This is a genomic window from Nocardia sp. NPDC047038 (genome assembly GCF_040644075.1).
GTDB lineage: Bacteria > Actinomycetota > Actinomycetes > Mycobacteriales > Mycobacteriaceae > Nocardia > Nocardia sichangensis.
In genome coordinates this window covers 20,991-38,130 of the sequence record NZ_JBEYVQ010000030.1, presented here as the reverse complement: position 1 = coordinate 38,130, position 17,140 = coordinate 20,991, and the positions used below count along the sequence as shown (strand labels likewise).

Below are 17,140 nucleotides of genomic sequence, written 5' to 3'. Positions count from 1 at the left end.
CCCGAACCACTCACCACCACACCAGCAACAACCAAAGCCGAGACCGTTATCGGAGCAGATACACGCATTCGGCCACACCCAATCCTCGACGTCGTGGGAGCGGCCGTCCGGGACATCCCCTGCCCAGGCCGCTCTGGACAACGTTGTCCAGGTTACCCACCAGTCAGGTCCTTATTCGGTATTTCCGGTTGATCACTGGTTACGGACGGTGAAACCGATGCCGGAGCGGGTTTTCGGCCGGAGCTTTTCTTGCGACCGCCCTTTCCGGCGCTGTCCGTCCGGCTCTCCGGATCCGGGGTTTCCGCGTACTCCATGCGGTCCAGAATTTCTTTCAGCTCTTCCAATTCCCGGCGCAGGTAATCGCGCGTGGCCACTTCGCCGACCGCGATGCGCAGCGATGCGAGTTCCCGGGCCAGGAACTCGGTGTCCGCCTTGGTCTGAGCGGCCCGCACCCGGTCCTCCTCCAGGGCGACCCGGTCCCGGTTGTCCTGCCTGTTCTGCGCCAACAGGATCAGCGGCGCCGCGTAGGCGGCCTGCGTGGAGAACGCCAGGTTCAGCAGGATGAACGGATACGGGTCCCAGCGCAGCGCGACCACGAAGATGTTCAACAGGATCCAGACCACCACCACGATCGTCTGGACCGCTAAATACCGACCGGTCCCCAGGAATCGCGCCACCCGCTCGCTGCTGCGGGCCAAAGCCTCGGCGTCCCACTCCAATCGGAACCGGCTTTCCACCGGCGTCTCCAGCCGTTGGCGGGCCCTGCTGTGACCGAGCCGCACGCCCGGGTCGTTCTCGCTCACGGTGTTTCCTTTCGGGCGTGCGCGGGGTCGTGCGGGCTCACGCTCCGCCCCGTTCGTCGGTCTCTTCCTGATCGCGCCAGTCCTCGGGCAGCAGGTGGTCGAGGACGTCGTCGACGCTGACCGCGCCGAGCAGGTGATTCTCCTCGTCCACCACCGGTCCGCAGACCAGGTTGTAGGTCGCGAAGTACCGGGTCACCGCGGCCAGGGGCAGTTCGGGACGCAACGTCGACAGATCGGTGTCGAGGATCCCGCCCACCAGGTGGGCGGGTGGTTCGCGCAGCAACTGCTGGATGTGCACCGAACCGAGGTAGCGGCCGGTCGGCGTAGCGGTGGGCGGACGGACCACGAACACCATGGAGGCCAGCGCGGGAGTGAGGTCCGGGTTGCGCACCCGCGCCAGAGCTTCGGCCACCGTCGTGGACGGGGTGAGAATGACCGGCTTGGGCGTCATCAAGCCGCCCGCGCTGTAAGGGGAGTGCTCGAGCAGCCTGCGCACCGGCTCGGACTCTTGCGGGTCCATCAGGGCGAGCAGCGATTCGGCTTCGCCCTCGGGCAGTTCGCCCAGCAGGTCGGCGGCGTCGTCGGGGTCCATCGCCTCCAGCACGTCGGCGGCCCGGCGCACCTCCAGGTGGCTGAGCAACTCGACCTGCTCGTCGTCGGGCAGTTCCTGCACCACGTCGGCCAGACGTTCGTCGTCCAGCGCGACGGCCACCTCGATCCGCCGTTTCTCCGGCAGCTCGCGCAGTTGCTGCGCCACGTCGGCCGCGCGCATGCCCTCGAACCGTTCGAGCAGTTGCGTCACGTCCTGTCCCGGCCTGCCGATCTCGTGGGGCGTCAGGCCGGACACCCTGGTCCAGTCCACCACGTGCACCGTGCGCCTGCGGCCAAGCCTGCGGTGCCCGCGCACGGCCACCCTGCTGACCAGCCAATCCCTGGAACGCGCCTGTTCGATGCCGAGATCGGCCACGTGGACGTCCACGCCGGCCAGGTCGGGCAGGTCGGGGTCATCGACCCGCACCATCGAGTCGACGATCTGCGCCAAGGCGAGCATCTCGCCCGGTCGCTGGGTGAAACGGCGCAGGCTGACCGTTCCGGTGTTCAGCGTGACCACGCCGGGCTCGATCGCGGTGATCCGCAGGATCGGCACGAAAATGCGCCGCCGGGTGGGCAGTTCGACGACCAGGCCGTGCACGCGGGGCTGCTGGCGGTCGGACCGCACGGCCACGACGACGTCACGAATCCGGCCGATAGACTCCCCGTCCGGTCCCAGTACCGCCAAACCGGCCAGCCTGGCGACGTACACCCTGGTAGCTGCCATGCTGCCAAGGCTAGATGTTCGCGCGCGGGTGTTCGCATCCCGCCACGATCGACGGGAGTGATCATGAAGCCACGCCGTTCGGTGCTCGCGTGCCCGGGCAGCAACCCGAAGATGATCGAGAAGGCCAAGACGTTGCCCGTCGACGAGGTGTTCCTCGATCTGGAGGACGCGGTCGCGCCGGTCGCGAAGGCCGAGGCGCGGGCGAACATCGTCGCGGCGCTGAACGACTCCGGGTGGGGAACGCAACTGCGGGTGGTCCGGGTGAATGACTGGACCACCGAATGGACCTACGCCGACGTCATTTCCGTGGTCGAGGGCGCGGGCGCGCGGCTGGACGCGATCCTGCTGCCCAAGGTGACCGACGCGGGCCAGGTGCGCGCGCTGGACCTGCTGCTGACCCAGCTGGAGAAGACCTGCGGCTTGGACGTCGGACGGATCGGCATCGAGCCGCAGATCGAGAACGCTGTGGGACTGCGCGACATCGACGCGATCGCCACCGCGAGTCCCCGGGTGCAGACCCTGGTCTTCGGCCCGGCGGACTTCATGGCCAGCATCAACATGCGCACGCTGGTGGTCGGCGAACAGCCGGAGGGCTACGACACGGGCGACGCCTACCACCACATCCTGATGACCATCCTGCTCGCCGCCCGCGCCCACGGCCTCCAGGCGATCGACGGCCCGTACCTGCAGATCCGGGATGTGGACGGCTTCCGCCGAGCCGCCGCGCGCACGGCCGCGCTCGGGTTCGACGGCAAGTGGGTGCTGCACCCCGGTCAGATCGAGGCGGCCAACGAGATCTTCAGCCCGCGGCAGTCGGACTACGACCGCGCCGAGGAGATCCTGGACGCCTATGCCTTCCATACCTCGGCGGCGGGCGGCGCCCGCGGCGCGGTGATGCTCGGCGACGAGATGATCGACGAGGCCAGCGCCAAGATGGCCCAGGTGATCGCGGAAAAGGGCCGCGCCGCCGGAATGACGCGCACCACGCGTTTCACACCACCGCGGGATGCGTCGGAATAGCAGAATGGAACTATGACGAATCCCTTGGGGAACTCGAGCCGTGCGCGGCAGGCCCTCCCGACGCCTCCGTCGGGCTGGCCGGTCGGCTCCTACCCGACCTACGCCGAGGCGCAGAAGGCGGTCGACTATCTGGCCGACAACCAGTTCCCGGTGCAGGACGTGACCATCGTCGGTGTCGACTTGATGCAGGTCGAGCGGGTTCTCTACCGGCTGACCTGGGGCAAGGTGATCGGCGGCGGCGTGGTGTCCGGCGCCTGGCTCGGCCTGTTCCTCGGTCTGCTGCTGAGCCTGTTCACCACCAGCGGCGCGCTGGGCCCGCTGATCGTCGGCTTGGTCGGCGGCATCATCTTCGGCCTGATCTCGACCTCGATCCCGTACGCGGCGACCAGGGGTCAGCGCGACTTCGCGTCCACCATGCAATTGGTGGCCGGCCGCTACGACGTGCTGTGCGATCCGAAGTCGGCCGAGCAGGCACGGGACATGCTCGCGCGGCTGGCGATCTGACGTATGGAAGTGCTGGAGACGGTCCGCACCGAGGTGCTGGGCCATTTCGGTGTGGACGCCGCGAACGTCGACGCCGCGTCGGTCACTTTTCTGGGCTTGGAGCCGATCGAGATCCTGCGCATCGTCGAGGACGATCTGGTGCACTACGTGACGCTGGGCGGCAGCAGGCATCCCATGGGCGATCCCACCGCGGTGCACGCCGACCCGGTGCGCGGCCCGCGCGCGGAACTCGTGCTGACGTTGCGGTCCGGTGTGGGAGCCAGCTCGGGCCTGGCCAAGTCGCTCGGCGTGCTCGCCGCGGCGCCGGTCGTGGAAGGTGTTGTGCTGCAAGCGGACGCGCTGATGGATCTGGGTGAGCCGATGTGGCGCGACGCGCCGTTCACCGCGGTTCTGCTCGGTGAGAGCGACATTCCCGCCGTGCCACTGCCGGACCCGGCGGAGCCGGTGCGGTATTTCGCGGTGACGCCGGTGACCGCGACGGAGGCGGCATGGGTCCGGGTGCGGGGCGCGCAGGCGTTGCGGGAGGCATGGCAGGAGGCGGGCATCGATGTGCGCGACCCGAGGCGCGGCGCCGCCAGCTTGTGATGCCTAGCCCGGCTACAGCCACTTGTTGCGGCGGAAGGTGAAGAACAAGCCGGTGCAGATGGCGAGGATGAGCACCCACACCATCGGATAACCCCAGACCTGGTGCAGTTCGGGCATGTGGTCGAAGTTCATCCCGTAGATGCCCGCGATCATCGTCGGCACGGCCGCGATCGCCACCCAGGCCGATATCTTGCGCATATCCGTGTTCTGTTGCACGCCGATCCGGGCCAGCGCGGCGCTGATCAGCGCGCTGAGCGCCTCGTCGAAGTCGTTGATCCGCTCGGCCACGGCGGCGTGATGCTCGGCGACATCGCGCAGGTAGCGCCGGACCTCCTTCGGCACCGGCAGATCGGTTTTGCGGCTGAGCTGTTCCAGCGGCGCGGCCAGCGGATTCACCGCGCGCCGCAGCTCGACCACCTCGCGCTTGAGCTGGTAGATGGATTCCACCGTGACCTTGCTGCGCGGGGTGAAGATCTCCTCTTCCATCTCGTCGATGTCGTTCTCGACCGACTGGGCCACGTCGATGTAGGAGTCCACGATCCGGTCGGCGATCGCGTGCAGCACCGCGCCCGGTCCGAGGGCCAGCTGCGCGGAGTCCTCCTCCAGCGCCTTGCGCACCTCGGCCAGTCCGGAGTGCTCACCGTGCCGGACGGCGACCACGAAGTCGGGACCGGTGAACACGATGATCTCGCCGGTCTCCACGATCTCGCTGACACTGTTCATCTCGTGCGGGACGTAGCTGACCGTGCGCAACACCAGCAGCAGCGAATCGTCGTAGCGCTCCAGTTTCGGCCGCTGGTGCCGTTGCAGGGCGTCGTCGGTGGCGAGCTGGTGCAGGCCGAACGTCGCGGCGATGTCTTCCATCTGCGTCTGGTCGGGATCGTGCAGGCCCACCCAGACGAACCCGTTCGGCTCCTCGCGGGCTCGCGCGAGTGCGGCCTTGTGGGTGAACCGTCCGGACAGACGCTTTCCGTCCACGTACACGGCGCAGTCGACGATCGCCTGCGCCGTCGGAACCGGGATGAACCGCTGCTCGGACTGCGACGGCGTCCGGCCGGATCCACGAAGCGAGGAAAGCGGAGAAAAGGACGGCACGCTGACGATGCTACGTCGCCGCAGGCCGGCGGAACGTCGCCTGCGCGTGCGGGGGGACGGCGCAGCACTGTAAGACTTGAAGGCGTGCGCATCGACCTGCATACCCATTCGACCGCGTCCGACGGCACCGATACTCCGGCGGAACTCGTACGGAACGCGGCCGCCGCGGGCCTGGACGTCGTCGCGATCACCGATCACGACACCACGGCCGGATGGTCGGAAGCGGTCGACGCGCTGCCGAAGGGGCTGACGCTCGTCCGCGGCATGGAGATGTCCTGCGTCGGCCTGGGGGAGGATGGCTGGCCGGTGCCCGTACATTTGCTGGCCTACCTGTTCGACCCGACCCATCGCGGCTTCGCCGAGGAACGCGAGCGGCTGCGCGCCGAACGGGTGGAACGGCTGCGCGCCATGGCCGAGCGGATGGCGGCCGACGGACTGCCGATCGATCCCGACGCCGTGCTGGCCTCGGCTGGGCCGTCGGCCGGGCGCCCGCATCTGGCCCGGGCGCTGGTCGCCGCGGGCGTGGTGCCCAGCGTGGACGCGGCGTTCGACGAATTGCTCGCCCCGCACGGTCCCTACTACGCCGAGAAGGCCGACACCCCGCTGCGTCGCGCGGTGCAGATGATCGCCACCGCGGGCGGAGTCAGCGTGCTGGCACACACCAGGGCGCGCAAGCGGGGCAGGCTGCTCGCTGTCGACGACATCCGGGAGCTGGCCGCGCTCGGGCTCGGCGGCCTGGAGATCGCGCACCCGGACCACTCCGCGGCCGACCGCGAGCTGCTCACCGATCTCGCCGCGGAACTCGGCCTGCTCACCACCGGTTCATCGGACTATCACGGCACCAACAAGACCATTCGGCTCGGCGAGTTCACCACCGACGCAACGCAATTCGAGAAGCTGGTGGGCAAGGCCTCCGGCGTGCCGGTGATCGCCGCGTGAGATTCGTGCGCGGCCTCAGCGGCATCGTCGCCGGTGGCGTCGTGGTGGGCATGCTGGTCGTGGTCGGCGCCGCGGTCATCGCGCAGCGGCGCGGCTTCCCCGGCCCCGGCGCCGAATCGGTCGCCTGGCATGTGGCGGCCGCGGTGGTCGCCCTGATGGCGCAGATATATTCGGACCGGCATCGTGGTTCGGCCGCCTTTGCCGGTTCGATGATCGTTTTTCTGGCTGCTGGACTATTGCTGTGGACGCAATGGTGGAGCTGACTCCCGAGTTTTGGTTGCGGGCCGATGAATTGTGCCCGAACATTTTTCTTTATGACCGAACTCGAGACGGATGTACTGGTACTCGGCGGTGGTCCCGCCGGTGCCTGGGCGGCCGTCTCGGCCGCCGCGGCCGGCGCCACCGTGGTGCTCGTCGACAAGGCGCGCTGCGGGTCGAGCGGGCCGACGGCGTACGGCGCGATCTCGCTGTGGCACCTTCCGCCCGGCCCGGCGCGGGACGAGGCGGTCCGGCGCGGGCACGCGCACGGCGGCGCGCTGGGTGATCCGGACTGGATGCACCGCGTGCTCGAGGAAAGTCATCAGCGGGTCGAGCAATTGGCCCGCTGGGGCTATCACATCGCCGGTGACCCCGCGGGTCCGGCCAGGCGGCGCAGCTATCTCGACGGCGCCCGCTACCTGCGGCGAATGCGCCGCGCGGTGCGGGAAGCTGGGGTCCGGGTACTCGATCATCACCCAGCGTTGCAACTGCTGGTGGACCGCGACGGCGTAGTGCGCGGCGCCACGGGGCTGCGCCCCCATGACGGGTTCGGGCGCTGGACCGTGCGCGCGGGTGCGGTCGTGGTGGCCACCGGTGGCTGCGCGTTCCTGTCCGGGGCGGCGGGCACCGACGTGGACACCGGCGACGGTCTGTTGTTCGCCGTGGAAGCGGGCGCCGAGCTGTCCGGGATGGAGTTCTCCTGCGCCTACAGCCTGATTCCGCCAGGGAAGGCCGAGCCGACCGCGCTGCGGAATCTCGCCTTGCGGTTCGCCCCGCTCTACGACGAATCCGGCGTCGAGCTGCCCGGGCATCGCTCGGCGGCGCTCGCGGCCATCGCCGATGGTCAGCGGGTTTTCGCCGCCCTGGACGACGTACCGGTGGCCCTCCGGTCCCGGCTGGCGCGCCATGGCTTCGTCGACCGTGCCGAACGGGTGCCGCTGCGCGCCGTGCTGGAGGGCACCGTGCGCGGCACCGGCGGACTGCGCGTCACCGGACCGGAATGCGCGACCACCGTCGCGGGCCTGTTCGCCGCGGGCGACGTGGTCAGTCGCGAGCCGCTCACCGGCGCGGTGAGCGGATTCGGCGGACTGAGCGCGGCGTGGGCGATCGCTTCCGGCGTCTGGGCGGGCGCGGGCGCGGCGAAATTCGCCCGGACGACGGACCGGCGTGCCCCGGCGCGCGAGGTGACCGGAGCAGGGCTCAATGCCGTGGCGCGGATCGATCCGAGGGCGGTGGTCGGCCTCGTCCAAGAGCACACGCTGCCGTTGCGGCGCAGCTACTGGCGCAGCGCGGGCAGCCTGCGCGACAGCATCGGCGAACTCGACGGCATGTGGCCCGGGGCGGAATTCGACCTCGGCGGCAGCGGCGCCGACCTGCTGCGGGCCCGGCAGGCCGCCGCGCTGCTCGCGGTGGCGCGCTGGACCAAATACAGCGCGCTGACGCGCACGGAGAGCCGCGGCATGCACCGCAGGACCGATCATCCCGGCGCGTCCGACACCTGGCGGACGCGACTGATGTCCGGTGGCGTGCGCAGCGTGTGGGTGCGCCCGGACGCGCCGAGGACGATGCCGGAGCAGCCCCGCGATATCGTCGCTTGACAGTGCGCCGCCGGGCGGCGCTCGGCCCGCTGGTACTCACACCGCCGCCGCCCCGAGCGGTGCGATCGCTCACCGCGCGCGACTGCTGAACGGGGAGTTTCCGCTTACCTGAGGGTAATTCCCGCCCCATAACGTTGGATGATGGAGCGCGACACGGCCCAGGGGGTAACCGGTTTGGCAACTTGCCTACCGGACTGGCAGAATGTGTCGGATTCCTTGCCTCCGCCACCGCCGGGTGAGGGAATCACGGAGGTCTCCGCCTCGCCGACGTACCGTCGCGACCCGCGAGATCGCACCGCACGTTCTGTCCGGGCGCACCCGCTCGGTTCTGCTTCGCGGATCAGTGCCGCGCCCGCCATCGAGAACTCGGCAAGTCGCGTTCGCCGCTCGCAGCCAGCTCGAAACGCACCGGTCAGCGCACCCGATGAGCGTCGTGAAACCCCTTATACCCATTACCCGGTGGTAACCGTCCCCCGGTTTAGCCCGACCCGAGCAGGAGTGAAATCGTGTCACCTGTGACTGATGCACCGAATTCCACGGCAAGCTTGTCCGAAATCACAAACGACGAAATTTTCGCGGGACATCTCGGCGGCAAGCTCTCGGTCGAACTCAGTGCGCCCCTGGAGACCCAGCGCGATCTGTCGATCGCCTACACCCCGGGCGTCGCCCAGGTCAGCCGCGCGATCGCGGAGGACGAGGCGCTGGCCAAGCGCTACACCTGGACCGATCGGCTCGTGGTCGTGGTCAGCGACGGCACCGCCGTGCTCGGCCTCGGTGACATCGGCCCGCGCGCCTCGCTTCCGGTGATGGAGGGCAAGGCGGCGCTGTTCAAGAAGTTCGCCGGGCTGAATTCGATCCCGATCGTGTTGGACACCAAGGACGTCGACGAGATCGTCGAGACGCTGATCCGCCTGCGGCCGAGCTTCGGCGCGGTGAACCTGGAAGACATCTCCGCGCCGCGCTGCTTCGAGATCGAGAAGCGCGTCATCGAGGCGCTCGACTGCCCGGTGATGCACGACGACCAGCACGGCACCGCCATCGTGGTGCTAGCCGCGCTCAACGGCGCCGCCAAGGTGCAGGGCCGCGGCATCGAGGGCCTGAAGGTCGTGGTGTCCGGCGCGGGCGCCGCGGGTGTCGCGTGCACGAACATCCTGCTGGCCGCCGGTGTCCGCGACGTGACCGTGCTCGATTCGAAGGGCATCGTCGGCGCCGACCGCGGCGACCTCAACGAGGTGAAGGCCGAGCTGGCCACCCGCACCAACCCGCGCGGCCTCACCGGCGGCGCGGCGGAGGCGCTGGCCGGCGCCGACGTGTTCCTCGGCCTGTCGGCCGGTCTGATCGCCGAGGAGCTCATCGCGTCGATGGCGCCGGAGGCGATCGTGTTCGCCATGTCCAACCCGGACCCGGAGATCCACCCCGAGGTGGCGCGCAAGTACGCCGCGATCGTGGCCACCGGCCGCAGCGATTTCCCGAACCAGATCAACAATGTGCTCGCGTTCCCCGGCGTCTTCAAGGGCGCGCTGGACGCGGGCGCCCGGCGGATCACCGAGGGCATGAAGATCGCCGCCGCCGACGCCATCCTCAGCGTCGTCGCCGACGAACTCGGCCCGGACAAGATCGTGCCGAGCCCGCTGGACCCGCGGGTCGCTCCGGCCGTCGCCGAAGCGGTCGCCGCCGCCGCCCGCGCCGAGGGCGTCGCGTAACGCCACCGCACGCCGGCACAAGGGCGCCCATTCGACCGCGAATGGGCGCCCTTGTCAGCGGCGCAACCGGCCGGTTCCCGGCGCGCTGGCCCACACCGCGAAGGCCAGCAGCCCGTCCAGCAGCATCGCCAGCACCGCCACCAGCAGCGCGCCGACCAGCACGCGGTCGTAGCGGTAGAGGCTGATGCCGTCGAAGATGTAGCGGCCCAAGCCGCCGAGGTTGACGTAGGCGGCGATCGTCGCGGTGGCCACCACCTGGAGGGTCGCGCCGCGCAGCCCGGTGAGCAGGATGGGCAGCGCGTTGGGCACCTCCACTCGGAACAGGATCTGCCGTTCGGTCATGCCCATGGCGCGCGAGGCGTCCACGACGTCGGCGGGGACGTTCGCGATTCCCGCGTACGCGCCCGCGAGCAGCGGGGGGATGCCGACCGTGATCAGTGCCAGCAGCGGCGGTATCAAGCCGAGGCCGAGCAGCAGCACCAGGAAGGTCAACAGGCCGAGGGTGGGCAGCGCGCGCATGGCGTTGGCGAAGCCGACCAGCACTGCCGCCCCACGCCGGGTGTGGCCGATGATCAGGCCGAGCGGTACGGCGATCCCCGCGGACACGGCGACGGTCAGGAAGCTGTACCAGAGGTGCTGAACGATGCGGCTCCCGATGCCCGACGGACCGCTCCAGTTGGCGCCGTCGGTGAAGTAGTGCCAGGCGTCGAGGAAAAGGTTCATGCCGCAGTGCCTTTCGCCCTGACGGTCCTGGCGTCCGCGCGCACCCAGGGCGTCGACCAGCGGCCCAGCGCGTACACCACCCGGTCGGCGACCAGCGCGAGCGCGAGCGTCACGATGATGCCCGCCATGATCTCGTCCGGATAATCGCGCTGGTAGCCCTGGGTGAACAGTTTGCCGAGCCCGCCGACGCCGATCAGCGCGCCGACCGACACCATCGCGATATTGGTCACCACCACCACCCGCAGACTGGATACGAAGACCGGCACCGCAAGTGGCATATCCACGGTGAGCGTGCGGCGCAGCGGGCCGTGGCCCACCGCGTCGGCCGCGTCGAGCACCGTGGCGGGCACCGAGTCCAGAGCCGCCGGGACCGCGATCACCAGCAGCGCCGTGGAATAGATGGTGAGCGCGATGATCACGTTCAGCGGGTCGATGGCCGAGATGCCGACGAGCGGAGGAATGATCACGAACAGCGCCAGCGACGGAACGGTGTAGGCCAGGCTCGCGGCGGTCACCGTGACCCGGCGCAGCCACGCCGCTCGCCGCACCAGCGCGCCGACCGGGACCGCGATCACCAGGCCCAGCAGTAGCGGCACCAGGGCGAGATAGAGGTGGGTCGCGGTGATTCCCATGATCTCCGAGAAGTTCTCGACGAGGTATCTCATGCCGCTCTCCGGATTCCGGCGTGCACGACGCCGTCTCGCTCACGTCCGTTCACGGCACTCGTTCTTCGAAGAAGTGCCGGTTGCGTTCGGCGTCTTCGTGGGCGCGCTGCCCGGCCAACTGCTCGAGCACCTCGGTGGCGAGCACTCCGCCGCGTACCGCACCGGCGCCGTCGACGGCGACACCGATTCCGGATGGCGAGGAGATCGCGGCGTCCAGCGCTTGGCGCAGGTCGCCGGACGGGGTGAACAGCGAACCGCCCGCCGACATGCTGTCCGACAGTGCGCGGCCCGCGCGGAATCCCTCGACGCCGGTGACGTCCATCCAGCCCACCGGCTTGCGGTCGGTGTCGACCACCAGCACCCACTCGCCCGCGTCGAGTCGCAGTTCGCGCACCTCATCCGTGACAGCCGTCCGGATCTCGTGCAGCGGAATCTCATTCGCGGACCGGAAGGACAATCCGCGGTAACCGCGGTCGCGGCCGACGAAGTCGGCGACGAAATCGGTGGCGGGCTGGGCGAGCACGCGTTGCGGCGCGTCGTACTGCTGGAGCACTCCGCCGCGTCCGAACACCGCCACGCGATCGCCGAGCGTGATCGCCTCATCGATGTCGTGTGTGACGAACACGATGGTCTTGTGCAATTCCGCCTGCAACCTTTGCATTTCGACCTGCAATTCGGCGCGCACCACCGGGTCGACGGCGCTGAACGGCTCGTCCATCAGCAGGACCGGCGGGTCGGCGGCCAGCGCGCGGGCCACGCCAACGCGCTGCTGCTGACCGCCCGACAGCTGCGCCGGATACCGCTGCGCCAGTGAGCGATCCAAGCCGACCCGGTCGAGTACCTCGAGCGCCGCGGCACGGGCGGCCCGGCGCGAGTCACCGCGCAGGACCGGAACGGTCGCGACATTGTCGACGACCGTCCGGTGCGGCAGCAGTCCGCCGCTCTGGATGACGTACCCGATCCCGAGGCGCAGCCGGACCGGATCGACGGTCGAAACATCCTGCCCGGCAATGGTGATCGTCCCCGAGCTGGGCACGATCATGCGGTTGATCATTCGCATCGAGGTCGTCTTACCGCAGCCGGAAGGCCCGACGAACACGGTGAACGACCCGGACTCGATGCGCAGATCCAGGTCGGTGACGGCGTGCGTGCCGTCCGGATAGGTCTTGCTGATACCGGAGAATTCGATATCGGACACCGAATCTCCCTCCCTAGCCGACCGGCTTGTTCAGCCCCTTGGCGGCGACCCAGGCCGCGGCGGCGGCCTTCGGCTCGGTCTTGCCGGTGCCGGAGACCGCCTCGTTGAGCTTGATCAGTTCGGCGGTGGTCAGCTGCGCGGATACCGCGTTCAGCGCCGCGAGCGCCTTGTCCGACTTCTTGCTCGCGTTGAGCAGCGGCACCACGTTCTGCGGCGGGAAGTTGTGCTTCGGGTCGTTCAGCACCACGAGGTCGTTCTGCGGGATGGCGGGCGAGGTGGTGAAGATATCGGCCGCGGTCACCTGGCCCTCGACCAGCGCGCGAACCGTCGCGGGACCGCCGCCGTCGGCGATCGGCACGAAATTGCCCGCCGCGACATCCAGGTTGTAGTTCTTCTTCAGGCCGGGCAGACCGCCCGCACGCTCCTGGAATTCGGCTGGCGCGCCGAATTTCACCTCGGCCGAGTGCGCTGCCAGGTCGGCGATCGTGCTCAGGTTCCAGCGCTGGGCGGTGGCGCGGGTGACGACGACGGCGTCCGAGTCCTCGCCGGGCGCGGGCGTGCCGATCGCGAGATCGGAACCGAGCGCCTTGCCGAGCGCGCTGTTCACGTCGGCCGCGCTGGTGGCGGTGGCGTTCTTGTCCAGGTACTGCAGCAGATTGCCGGTGTACTCGGGGATCACCGAAATGGCGCACTTCCGCAAGGCGGGAAGGTAAGCTTCCCGGCTGCCGATGCCCAGCTTGGTATCCACGCTGAAGCCGTTGGCGCGCAGCACTTCCGCGTACACCTCGGCGATGGTCTCGGACTCGGGGAAGTTCGCCGAACCGACGGTCAATCCGTCTCCCGAACAGCTGCCGCCGGTGGCGAGTGGATCGGAATCGCCACAAGCCGACAGGGCCATCGCGACGGCGAGGGCGGTCGCGGCGGCGAGGATACGGGCGCCGCGCAGTGCGACGCGCGCGGCGGGGTGCCGGTGCGCGGCGGCACCGGGGGTGCGGGTGGATTTCACGAGAGTCCTTCCGACATGACGGCGGGCGCGGTCTCGGCACCGAGCGGCCGCCGGTACATTCTGGGTGTCCATACTGCCCGCTTCCGGGTTTTTCTGTTGGCCGTGTCGAGTCGTCGGAGAGTTGGTGTCGCCGGATGGTGTTGGCCGCGTCACAGCGGTTGCTGGCTCGGTTGCTGGTCGTCGCTTCCGTCGCGCTGGTCGTGTCCTGCGGGAACGACGAGCCGCAGCCGTCGATCACGGTCGGCGCGGGTGATTCGATCGAGTCCTCCGTGCTCGCCGAAATCTATGCGGGCGCGCTTGCGCGCGCCGGTGTGCGGACCGCGGTGGACCCGCGACTGGGCAGCCGCGCGGACTACCTCGCCGCGCTCGATGCGGACCGGGTCCAAGTGGTCGGCGAGCACACCGGCGCGCTGCTGGCCCATCTCGACGAACACACGACGGCACGGCTGCCTGAGCAGGTGAAAGATGCGGTGAGCGCCGCATTGCCCGAGGGGCTGGTCGTCTCCGATCTCGCCGACGGCACCGATCTGCGGCCGCGGGTGCTGCTCACCGCCCAGGCGGCGGCGCAGGACCGAGTGCGTTCGGTGCGTGATCTCGCGCCCCGCTGCGGTGGACTGACCGTCGGCGTAGCGGCCACTCCCGGCCTGCTGCCGCAGGCCGGGAGCGATCGCGTCGCCGGGTGCGACTTCGCCGCCACCGTGGCCTTCCCGGATCCCGCCGCACTGCGGAAAGCGCTGCTGGAAGGCCGGGTTCAGGCCGGCTTGCTCGGCGGTCCCGCCGAACTGACGGCCGGTGCGACCGACGGATTGGCCGTGCTGTCCGATGACGAGTACGCCGTGCGAGCCGAGAACGTGCTGCCGCTGTTCCGCAAAGGACTGCTCGACCGGCGGCAGATCAAGAAACTCGACTACGTCGCGGGCGAACTGACGACCGACGAGCTGGCGGCCATGATCCGGAATGTCCGGGACGACGGTGCCGCACCGAGTGATGTCGCGCGCGCCTGGCTGGACAAGCACTCGTTGTAGGCGTGACCCGCACGGCGCTTGCCACAGTCGGTCGACGCCGCTGAGTCGTAAGCTCGCGTCGTTTCCTGTCGGGAATCGAGCGATAGATGTCGCATCCGACACTGCCGCCGGTTGTGAGTCGCGGCATAGGCTGGCTGAGCAGCCACTACACCATCCCGCACAGCAATGGCGCTGGAGAGGGTCGCCGACGTCGTCGGCCTTCGGCGGGAGCTGAAATCGAGGGGCCATCGAGAACTGACATCTCGATGGCCTCTCGTCGTGTACGAGCAGGGACATGGGGAACGCGATACGCGAGGCTGTGAATTGTGGGGGTCATCACGGGTCGCCGCGTCTTGTTCGCAGGCTGTTCCGCGCCGTATATTCCACGTGGAATATTTAGAGTGGAGTATGTCGGGACCGGGCGATAGCGTGCCGGTCGGCGGCAGGCTCGCAGCGTCGGCGGCCGAAGGCCGAGACGACCGAGTGACGGAGGTGAACAAGCATGGGGCAAGGCCAGGCGCATCCGTCGGTGACGCCGTTGGCCATCGCCGTGCTCGCGCTGCTGGAGGAGCGGCCCATGCATCCGTACGAGATGTTCCAGACGCTGATCGCCCGGCGAGAGGACAAGCTGGTCAAGGTGCGGCCGGGCTCGCTGTACCACACCGTGTCCCGCCTGGCCGACCAAGCATTGGTGCACGCCGAGGGCGTCGACCGGGCGGGCAACCGGCCCGAACGCACCACCTACCGGATCACCGGGCGCGGCAGGGAGGCGTTGCGCAACCGGATCGCCGAGATCGTGCGGCGACCCGTTCCGGAGTATCCGATCTTCCCGGTGGCGCTGGGCGAGTTGCACAATTTGCCGAAGACGGAGGCGCTCACGCTGCTGCGCGAACGAATCGGCGTGCTGGAGACCGAACTGGCCGATGCCGACATGCTGATCGCCTGGGCCGAGGAGCACGTCGTTCCCCGCCGCTACTGGATCTCCCTGCCGTATCTGCGGGCGGTCCTCGCCGCCGAACTCACCTGGGTCAAGGAGTTCACCGCCGAATTGGCCGGCGGCGCACTCGAGTGGGAGGACTTCGACCCCGTGACCGGCGAACGCTCCGCGGCCGAACCGGCCGCCGACACCGCGGTGTCGCTGCCGGTGCCGCCCGGCGCTGTGGCGGCCGCCGACCCGAGATTTTCGGATCATCCGAGTTAGGAATCGAAACAGATGTCCACACAACGCAATCCGTGGCTGGCGCTGCTCGCGCTGGTCGTCGGCTTCTTCATGATCCTGCTGGACATGACGATCGTGGCGGTCGCCAATCCCGCGATCATGACCAGCTTGCACGCCGACATCTCCCAGGTGATCTGGGTGACCAGCGCCTACCTGCTCACCTACGCGGTGCCGCTGCTGGTCACCGGACGGTTGGGGGATCGATTCGGCCCCAAGAACATCTATCTGATCGGCTTGGCGGTGTTCACCGCCGCGTCGCTGTGGTGCGGTCTGTCCGGCACCATCGGCATGCTGATCGCGGCACGCGCCGCCCAGGGCGTCGGCGCCGCGCTGATGACGCCGCAGACCATGGCCGTGATCACCAGGACCTTCCCGCCCGACCGGCGCGGCGCTGCCATGGGCCTGTGGGGTGGCGTCGCGGGCCTGGCGACGCTGGTGGGCCCGATCCTCGGCGGTGTGCTGGTGGACGGTCTCGGCTGGGAATGGATCTTCATCGTGAACGTTCCGGTCGGCGTCGTCGCCTTCGCGTTGGCCGTCTGGCTGGTGCCCGCGCTGCCGACGCACGAGCACAAGTTCGACATCCCCGGCGTGCTGCTCAGCGGCGTCGGCATGTTCCTGCTGGTGTTCGGCATCCAGGAGGGCAACACCTACGACTGGTCGTTGCGCATCTGGCTGCTGATCGGCGCTGGCTTGGTGGTGCTCGCGGTGTTCCTGGTCAACCAGGCCAGGACCAAGGGCGAGCCGTTGCTGCCGCTGAGCCTGTTCCGTGATCGCAACTTCGCGTTGTCCAATGCCGCGATCGCCGCGATGGGTGCGGCGGTGACCTCCCTGATGGTGCCGACGTACTTCTACCTGCAGGCCGTGCGGGAGCTGTCGCCGACCAAGTCCGCGCTGGTCTTCGCGCCCATGGCGATCGTGACCGGTTTCTCCGCCCCGCTGGTCGGCAAGTTCGCCGACAAGCTGCACCCGCGGATCGTGCCCACCATCGGCTTCGGCTTGTTCGCGCTGTCGGTGTTCTGCTTCGCGGCGCTGATGAAGCCGGACTCGTCGCTCGTCTGGTTCCTGGTGGCCGCGGCGCTGGCCGGTTTCGCCAACGCCTGCATCTGGGCTCCGCTGGCGTCCACCGCCACGCACAACCTGCCGGTCCAACTGGCCGGCGCGGGCGCCGGTGTCTACAACACCACCCGCCAGGTGGGCTCGGTGCTCGGCAGCGCGGCGATCAGCGCGCTGGTGGCGGCCAGGATGACGGCGAACGGCCTGGGCGGCGGCCCGGTCGCCGAAGGAGGCGCGGGCCGGGGCCCGCTCCCGGAGTTCGTCAAGGATGCCTTCAGCACCGCGCTCGGCCAGTCCGCGCTGCTCCCCGCGGCCGTCCTGCTGATCGGCGTCGCCGCCTCGGTACTGTTCATCCGCCACGGCGAGTCGGCCCCGCCGCGGCTCGAGAAAGAACGGGTCGAGGCCGACGCCGTAGCGAGCTGACCGCCGAAATCCCATGCCCCGCAGAA

Annotated in this window: 17 protein-coding genes; 10 read left to right on the top strand and 7 right to left on the bottom strand. The window is 69.2% G+C overall.

All coding sequences use genetic code 11. The features are described from left to right. Window positions 1-152: 152 nt before the first annotated feature. Both ABZ824_RS38620 and ABZ824_RS38615 read right to left on the bottom strand, forming a co-directional pair. Complete coding sequence (locus tag ABZ824_RS38620; protein WP_356969756.1) at window positions 153-782, bottom strand: DUF1003 domain-containing protein; 630 nt, start codon at window positions 780-782, stop codon at window positions 153-155. Between the two features lie 58 nt (window positions 783-840). Next, on the bottom strand, window positions 841-2,121 hold the full coding sequence (locus tag ABZ824_RS38615) for a CBS domain-containing protein (RefSeq protein WP_355077356.1): 1,281 nt from the start codon (window positions 2,119-2,121) through the stop codon (window positions 841-843). Between the two features lie 63 nt (window positions 2,122-2,184). On the opposite strand from ABZ824_RS38615, the gene ABZ824_RS38610 reads away from it, so the two are divergent. From ABZ824_RS38610 to ABZ824_RS38600, 3 genes are read left to right on the top strand one after another with little or no spacing between them, the layout of a single operon-like run. After that, window positions 2,185-3,141, top strand: a complete 957-nt coding sequence (locus ABZ824_RS38610) for a CoA ester lyase (protein ID WP_355077354.1) — start codon at window positions 2,185-2,187, stop codon at window positions 3,139-3,141. Between the two features lie 12 nt (window positions 3,142-3,153). Continuing rightward, window positions 3,154-3,645: a general stress protein gene (locus tag ABZ824_RS38605; RefSeq protein ID WP_039800517.1), complete on the top strand. Its 492-nt coding sequence runs from the start codon at window positions 3,154-3,156 to the stop codon at window positions 3,643-3,645. A 3-nt stretch (window positions 3,646-3,648) separates the two neighbouring features. Further along, window positions 3,649-4,230 carry a suppressor of fused domain protein gene (locus tag ABZ824_RS38600; protein ID WP_356969749.1) on the top strand — a complete coding sequence of 194 codons (582 nt, stop codon included), beginning with the start codon at window positions 3,649-3,651 and terminating at the stop codon, window positions 4,228-4,230. Between the two features lie 12 nt (window positions 4,231-4,242). Here the strand turns inward: ABZ824_RS38600 and ABZ824_RS38595 are convergent, their stop codons facing one another. Beyond that, window positions 4,243-5,334: a magnesium and cobalt transport protein CorA gene (locus tag ABZ824_RS38595; protein WP_356969754.1), complete on the bottom strand. Its 1,092-nt coding sequence runs from the start codon at window positions 5,332-5,334 to the stop codon at window positions 4,243-4,245. A gap of 75 nt (window positions 5,335-5,409) precedes the next feature. Here ABZ824_RS38595 and ABZ824_RS38590 point away from each other — a divergent pair, with 75 nt between their 5' ends. From ABZ824_RS38590 to ABZ824_RS38575, 4 genes are all read left to right on the top strand, one after another. Continuing rightward, window positions 5,410-6,264: a PHP domain-containing protein gene (locus ABZ824_RS38590; protein ID WP_355077350.1), complete on the top strand. Its 855-nt coding sequence runs from the start codon at window positions 5,410-5,412 to the stop codon at window positions 6,262-6,264. After that, window positions 6,261-6,527 carry a hypothetical protein gene (locus tag ABZ824_RS38585; protein ID WP_356969747.1) on the top strand — a complete coding sequence of 89 codons (267 nt, stop codon included), beginning with the start codon at window positions 6,261-6,263 and terminating at the stop codon, window positions 6,525-6,527. Before ABZ824_RS38590 ends, ABZ824_RS38585 begins: the two co-directional genes overlap by 4 nt. A 51-nt stretch (window positions 6,528-6,578) precedes the next feature. Beyond that, entirely contained in the window at window positions 6,579-8,120 is a 1,542-nt protein-coding gene (locus ABZ824_RS38580; RefSeq protein WP_356969745.1) for an FAD-binding protein, read from the top strand. A 515-nt stretch (window positions 8,121-8,635) separates the two neighbouring features. Beyond that, on the top strand, window positions 8,636-9,823 hold the full coding sequence (locus ABZ824_RS38575; protein ID WP_355077345.1) for an NADP-dependent malic enzyme: 1,188 nt from the start codon (window positions 8,636-8,638) through the stop codon (window positions 9,821-9,823). Window positions 9,824-9,877: 54 nt separating this feature from the next. Here the strand turns inward: ABZ824_RS38575 and ABZ824_RS38570 are convergent, their stop codons facing one another. Genes ABZ824_RS38570 through ABZ824_RS38555 form a run of 4 tightly spaced genes read right to left on the bottom strand, consistent with a single transcriptional unit; the run spans window position 9,878 to window position 13,355 of the window. Next, a complete protein-coding gene (locus tag ABZ824_RS38570) occupies window positions 9,878-10,546 on the bottom strand; it encodes an ABC transporter permease (RefSeq protein ID WP_356969743.1) in 669 nt (222 codons plus the stop codon). Beyond that, window positions 10,543-11,211 carry an ABC transporter permease gene (locus tag ABZ824_RS38565; protein ID WP_355077342.1) on the bottom strand — a complete coding sequence of 223 codons (669 nt, stop codon included), beginning with the start codon at window positions 11,209-11,211 and terminating at the stop codon, window positions 10,543-10,545. The genes ABZ824_RS38570 and ABZ824_RS38565 overlap by 4 nt, the downstream gene beginning before the upstream one ends. A gap of 49 nt (window positions 11,212-11,260) precedes the next feature. Further along, complete coding sequence (locus ABZ824_RS38560) at window positions 11,261-12,409, bottom strand: ABC transporter ATP-binding protein (RefSeq protein ID WP_356969741.1); 1,149 nt, start codon at window positions 12,407-12,409, stop codon at window positions 11,261-11,263. A 13-nt stretch (window positions 12,410-12,422) separates the two neighbouring features. Continuing rightward, window positions 12,423-13,355, bottom strand: a complete 933-nt coding sequence (locus tag ABZ824_RS38555; RefSeq protein ID WP_356969752.1) for an ABC transporter substrate-binding protein — start codon at window positions 13,353-13,355, stop codon at window positions 12,423-12,425. Window positions 13,356-13,549: 194 nt separating this feature from the next. On the opposite strand from ABZ824_RS38555, the gene ABZ824_RS38550 reads away from it, so the two are divergent. The 3 genes from ABZ824_RS38550 to ABZ824_RS38540 all read left to right on the top strand — a co-directional run bounded on the left by ABZ824_RS38550 (window position 13,550) and on the right by ABZ824_RS38540 (window position 17,114). Next, window positions 13,550-14,440, top strand: a complete 891-nt coding sequence (locus tag ABZ824_RS38550) for a glycine betaine ABC transporter substrate-binding protein (protein ID WP_356969739.1) — start codon at window positions 13,550-13,552, stop codon at window positions 14,438-14,440. A 481-nt stretch (window positions 14,441-14,921) separates the two neighbouring features. After that, a complete protein-coding gene (locus tag ABZ824_RS38545) occupies window positions 14,922-15,620 on the top strand; it encodes a PadR family transcriptional regulator (RefSeq protein ID WP_356969737.1) in 699 nt (232 codons plus the stop codon). 12 nt (window positions 15,621-15,632) lie between these two features. Beyond that, window positions 15,633-17,114 carry a DHA2 family efflux MFS transporter permease subunit gene (locus ABZ824_RS38540; RefSeq protein ID WP_356969735.1) on the top strand — a complete coding sequence of 494 codons (1,482 nt, stop codon included), beginning with the start codon at window positions 15,633-15,635 and terminating at the stop codon, window positions 17,112-17,114. The last annotated feature ends 26 nt before the right edge of the window (window positions 17,115-17,140 follow it).